Origin of the sequence: Paenibacillus ehimensis NBRC 15659 (assembly GCF_004000785.1) — a bacterium.
Classification (GTDB): Bacteria; Bacillota; Bacilli; order Paenibacillales; family NBRC-103111; genus Paenibacillus_G; species Paenibacillus_G ehimensis.
Map to the genome: position 1 here is coordinate 1 of NZ_BILX01000149.1, position 5,327 is coordinate 5,327.

The window sequence follows — 5,327 nt, forward strand, 5'->3', positions numbered from 1 at the left end:
GCGCTTGGATCGAGACATCGAGGGCCGAGACCGGCTCGTCCGCCACAATGAGCTTCGGACTCAACGCAATCGCGCGGGCAATTGCGATACGCTGCCGCTGCCCGCCGGAAAATTCGTGCGGGTACATCCCTACCGCTTGAGACCTGAGTCCGACCGTATCCAAAAGCTGTTCCGCCCGCTTCATCGCGTCCGCCCACTTCAATCCCCCTTGGACCACAAGCGGCTCGGCAATCGCTTTACCCACTGTCATTCTCGGATTTAACGAGGCATACGGGTCCTGGAAGACGCACTGCATTTCTTTGCGGATCGGCCGCAGCTGCCGCTGATTCCAACTGCCGATCGACGTCCCGTTAAACACGATGTCGCCTTCGGTCAAATCGAGCAGACGCAAAACCAACCGCCCGACTGTCGACTTGCCGCAGCCGGATTCGCCTACGATGCCCAGCGTTTCGCCTTTGAATACCGTAAAGCTGACATTGTCTACCGCTTTGACGGCTCCATTTTTTAAGCTGCCGCCGATGCCAAAATATTTTTTCAACCCTTTAATCTCCAGAAGCGGAGCCCCCACGTGTCGATCATCTCCCTCTCCATCCGTACTAGATCATAATGCAGCGAACTTGATGCCCCGCTCCGATCTCCCGCAGCTCGGGCTGCCGGTCAAGGCATTCCGCTTTCGCCATCGGACATCGCTCGGCAAACCGGCAGCCGGCCGGAAAAGAACCTGCGGGCGGAACGCTTCCCGGAATCGGAACCAGCCTCTCAATCGCCCCCTGCATGCGGGGCGTCGATTGGAGCAGCCCTTTTGTGTACGGATGTCTGGCATCGGTAAACAATGTTCTAACGTCTGCCGTCTCGACGATTTGACCGGCATACATGACGATGACGCGCGTAGCCATTTCGGCGACAACGCCCAAGTCATGCGTGATGAACAGTACGGACATGTCGGTCTCGCGAAGCAGCTGTCGGATCAGGTCAAGCACCTGAGCCTGGATCGTCACATCCAAAGCCGTCGTCGGCTCGTCGGCAATAAGCAGCTCGGGCTTGCAGGCCATTGCCATCGCCAGCATGACACGCTGCCGCATGCCGCCCGACAAGCGGTGCGGGTACTCCTTCCGAATCCGCGAAGGCTCCGGAAATCCGACGCGCCGCAGCCAATCCTCCGCTACTGTAACCGCTTCCGTTTTGGTTACGCCGAGGTGTCGGGTTATCGCTTCGGTCAACTGCTTCCCGATGGTCAGCACCGGATTCAACGAGGTCATCGGCTCCTGAAAGATCATCGCGATTTGACGCCCGCGAACGCCCGACATTTCCCGATTGCCGAGGCCGACCAAGTTCCGTCCGCCGAAACGGACTTCGCCGCCGGCAATCTCCCCTGTCCGGGGAAGCAGCTGCATGATCGATAAGGAAGTCATGCTTTTGCCGCAGCCGGATTCTCCTACGAGCGCGACCACTTCGTTCTTTCCGATTTTAAAATCGATGCCGTCGACAACAGTCAATTCCCTCTTTTTGTCTTTAATTACCGTTTTAAGCGATTTCACTTCCAAAAGCGCCTCAGACAAGGGATCACCTTCACTTCCACATTCATTGTGTCATAAAATTTCACTATGCTGGAATTATTTCGGATGACAGCATCACGTCTAATTATGAGGATTATTGACCAACTTGTCATTAGAAATTTTAAAAATTTACAATTTTTTTTGAATTCTCCTTAAACACCAGTGAATTGAAGACAAGAAAAAGAGACGAAAATGTAAATTTTTTTCGTCTCCCAGGGAATTTCTGTTAGTTTTTTCTGAACTGCTGTCGAATTCTAGAACGCGCGAATGTCCGTCTTTTCCAGCCACGCTCCGATATCGCCGATGACCGATTCGACCGTGCCTTCCGCAAACGGCGAAAGCAGTCCGGCCACCTCCACCAGCTCGCTGAACGAACGGCTGCCGCCTTCCCGGCAGAGCCTTACGTAATCGTCCCAGGCCCGCTTGCTGTCGCTTTGCGCGCGGGACCAGAATTGGAGCGCGCAGATTTGCGCCAGCGTGTAGTCGATATAATAAAACGGCGTGCGAAAAATGTGCCGCTGCTGGTACCAGTACCCGCCGCGATTCAGCAAATCGTTCTCCTCCAGCGCCAAATCCGGTCGATAGACCGATTCCAGCTCGCGCCACTTGGCTTTGCGTTCCGCAGGGGTCGCTTCCGGGTGCTCGTACACGAAATGCTGGAATTCGTCGACCGCGGTACCGTAAGGAATGAACAGGATGGCCGCGCTCAAGTGCTCGTACTTGTATTTGTCCGTATCCTCGCGGAAAAACAGCTCCATCCAAGGCCAAGCGAAAAACTCCATGCTCATGGAATGGATCTCGCACGCTTCCAATGTCGGATGCACATATTCCGGCACCTCATGATGCCGGCTCATGTACTGTTGGAATGCATGTCCGGCCTCGTGCGTCAGCACGTCGACATCCCCGCTCGTGCCGTTGAAATTGGAGAAAATAAAAGGCACCTGCTCCGACTTGATATACGAGCAGTAGCCGCCGACCGCTTTGCCGGCTTTGCTGACGAGATCCATCAGCCCGTGGTCCGTCATCATCCGGAAAAATGCGTCGGTCTCCGGCGACAGCTCGGCATACATCCGTTTGGCGTTGTCGACGATCCAGCCCGCATCGCCCTTCGGCGTCGGGTTCCCCTTCGGAAAACGATATTTGGCGTCATAGTAAGTTAACCGGTCAACGCCAAGCATCTGCCGCTGCTGCTCTCTGATGCGCGAAGCAAGCGGCACCAGATGCTTCCGCACCTGCTCCCGGAAAACGGCAACATCCGCCGCGTCGTAGTCCGAACGCTTCAGACGGTCATATCCAAGCTGAACGAAGTTTGGATATCCGAGCTTCCAGGCGATGCTCGTCCGTACTTGGACAAGCTTGTCGTAGATTTCGTCAAGAGCCGCCTCATGCTCCGCAAAAAAAGCGTAGCCCGCATCCAGCGCGCGTTTTCGCGTCTCCCGGTCGGTGGACAGCGTGTAAGGCGTAAGCTGAGCCAGATTGAGCTCGCGTCCGTCAAAGGAAATCGACGCGGAGGCAGTCAGTTTAACATAATCGGAGACAAGCTTGTTCTCCTGCCGCAGCTCGTCGAGGACCTCAGGCGCGAACGTTTTCACCGTCCGCTCGGCTATCCGGAACAATTGCTTGCCCCATTGCTCTTCCAACGCCGCGCGGTAAGGCGATTCGGCCAATGCCGCATAATACTTCGAAAGGAAGCCTTGATACACCGGGGTCTGCTGGTCAAAAAAGTCCTGCTCCGCTTTATAGAATGGGTCGTTCGTATCGATCGTATGCCGGATTCGGGCGATCGCGGCCATCGACTCGAAATGGCTACGAAGATCGTTCATCCGGGTCAGAAGAGCCTGCTGCTCCTCCGGCGAACCGGCTTCACAGAACCGCTGCAATGATTCGTTCATCCGTTCCGTCAGCTGCTCCATATCCGGGCGCTCGTATACAAAATCTTCGAACTTCCTTGTCATTATCGCTTCATCCCTTTCCATGTCTAACGGTCGGAAAGCCCATGACCTTCGTTAGAAACATAAAGGGGTGAGCCGTTTTTGTCAATATGCGGAAACAAAAATAAGCCTCCGACGCCAACAAACGGCGAACAGACGCTTTATCCGGTCCATGATTGTTTTTTCTATTCATCCAGAGCTCTCGACAACTCTTCGCTGACAGCCACCAAATCGTTCGGTTCACTTTCATTCAAGATGGCGCGGGCCTGCTCAATCTCCAGCCGCAGCACGCGAATTTGTTCCATAGGCTTTTTGACATAGTGAATATATTCGACGGCCAGATGATGGTCCGGCTTTTTCCCTGCGAATAAACGACGAAAAGCTGACATCATTTGATAGCTTCGTTCTTCCATCATCCGCTTTTTCTCGTAACGCTTGATGGCTTGTTCAAGCTCGGCAAGCTGCTCTTCCTTACGGACGATATACGTTTCAAGAAAAGGATACACTTCCGCCGCTTTCCGCTGGTTCATCCTGACCGAACCCCTTGACGGCACAGCATTCAACATGAAACCTCACCTATCCTATGATGTTAGATATGATCACATTATTAGTATCAGTTTACACCAAAATTCCCGCTTTGAAAATAATGAATTTTGTTCACCCTCCATCAAACAAAATGAGGAAGCCCGAAATATCATTCAGGCCTCCTCCTTCGCATCTGCATGATTTCCTTATTGTCTTGCCGTTTCGTTAGCGCCTTCGCTCGGGTTGTTTTGAGCCGGCTGCTTCACGTTATTCGCCACAACCTCTTCGGAAAATTCCGTATCGGTCTTGAGATTTTTATTTAGATTTACATTTAGATTTTTATTTTTAGCCATCGCTATCACCTCCCCTGATATCCTTTATTATGGATGTCAGGTAGGGGCGTTATGCTTAGAAAATTTTTAAAACAGCAGCTCGCTCTTCAGTTGGTTCCAGAGTGATTCGTTGATTTTTCCGTCGCCCCTTTTCACCACGAAAACGTTCAGCGTTTTTTTGCCCCACTCTTTGTACACCTGATCCTTCGTCTCGAAATACAAATCGATCCGGTTGCCTTTGATCGCACTGCCCGTGTCCGCGACAATACCGTAACCGTAGCCGGGAATATACAGCACCGTTCCGATCGGAAACACTTTCGGGTCTGCGGCGATCGTGGAGAACGATTCAACGTCCCGGGTAACCTTCATTCCGGAAAACGTAACTCCGTATTCGGGATGGCCGGGGTTTTTACCGGTCGATTCCCGTCCGGCATAATATCCGGTTGCCGTCACCTCGACGGCTTTATAGTTGGATAAATCTTGTCCCTTATGGGGAAACAGCTTGTAATTCACCGTTCGGCGGCCGCTCGCGGCAGACACGGGTTGGGAGTCAGGCTGCTTGACCTCCGGCTTGCCGACACCGGGCGAATGCAAGGATACGGGTAAAGCGGCAATCGGCAGCTCGTTGTTCGGCGCCACAGACCGTTTGAACTCCTGTTGTTTTCCAAACCATATCAAGAAGGACAGCATCAACACGATGAACAAGATCCATTTGGCATGGCTTGCAGTTTTTGGTAGCATGAGCTTGGTTTAAACCTCCCCTTATTAGAAGAGGCTCTCCAACATTCGCAAGATCTATACACGTTCTCGTGTCTTCGTAGCGCTCATCGTAGCGACCGTCTCCTGGTATACGATCGAACGCCCTTCCATGCAGTTGGGAAAATTTTTAATTCGGAACAAGCAAACCGCCTCCAACCGACATGCCAGCCCCCTATAAAACAGCTTCCCATGATCAAATGCAAAGAGCCTGCCCCTTCACAACA

The 5,327-nt window shown here is 52.9% G+C and carries 6 protein-coding genes; all 6 read right to left on the reverse strand.

The window, feature by feature from the left end; genetic code table 11:
• On the reverse strand, window positions 1-568 hold a 568-nt coding region (locus PEH01S_RS33805), incomplete at its 3' end, for an ATP-binding cassette domain-containing protein (protein WP_164828139.1).
• A gap of 28 nt (window positions 569-596) precedes the next feature.
• Window positions 597-1,544, reverse strand: coding sequence for an ABC transporter ATP-binding protein (locus tag PEH01S_RS33810; RefSeq protein ID WP_246063146.1), 948 nt, complete (start codon window positions 1,542-1,544; stop codon window positions 597-599).
• Between the two features lie 266 nt (window positions 1,545-1,810).
• On the reverse strand, window positions 1,811-3,511 hold the full coding sequence (locus PEH01S_RS33815; RefSeq protein WP_127490415.1) for a M3 family oligoendopeptidase: 1,701 nt from the start codon (window positions 3,509-3,511) through the stop codon (window positions 1,811-1,813).
• A gap of 161 nt (window positions 3,512-3,672) precedes the next feature.
• Window positions 3,673-4,017: a hypothetical protein gene (locus PEH01S_RS33820; RefSeq protein WP_127490416.1), complete on the reverse strand. Its 345-nt coding sequence runs from the start codon at window positions 4,015-4,017 to the stop codon at window positions 3,673-3,675.
• Window positions 4,018-4,218: 201 nt separating this feature from the next.
• Window positions 4,219-4,365, reverse strand: coding sequence for a hypothetical protein (locus PEH01S_RS34955; RefSeq protein WP_164828140.1), 147 nt, complete (start codon window positions 4,363-4,365; stop codon window positions 4,219-4,221).
• A 66-nt stretch (window positions 4,366-4,431) separates the two neighbouring features.
• The gene (locus PEH01S_RS33825) at window positions 4,432-5,085 is read right to left on the reverse strand and encodes a 3D domain-containing protein (RefSeq protein ID WP_025851147.1); all 654 of its coding nucleotides are present in this window, start codon (window positions 5,083-5,085) and stop codon (window positions 4,432-4,434) included.
• Window positions 5,086-5,327: the final 242 nt, after the last annotated feature.

Coding starts and splice junctions, on each gene's coding strand:
- PEH01S_RS33815 (WP_127490415.1), bottom strand. CDS start 3,511: ATGACAAGGAAGTTCGAAGATTTTGTATACGAGCGCCCGGATATGGAG.
- PEH01S_RS33820 (WP_127490416.1), bottom strand. CDS start 4,017: ATGAACCAGCGGAAAGCGGCGGAAGTGTATCCTTTTCTTGAAACGTAT.
- PEH01S_RS34955 (WP_164828140.1), bottom strand. CDS start 4,365: ATGGCTAAAAATAAAAATCTAAATGTAAATCTAAATAAAAATCTCAAG.
- PEH01S_RS33825 (WP_025851147.1), bottom strand. CDS start 5,085: ATGCTACCAAAAACTGCAAGCCATGCCAAATGGATCTTGTTCATCGTG.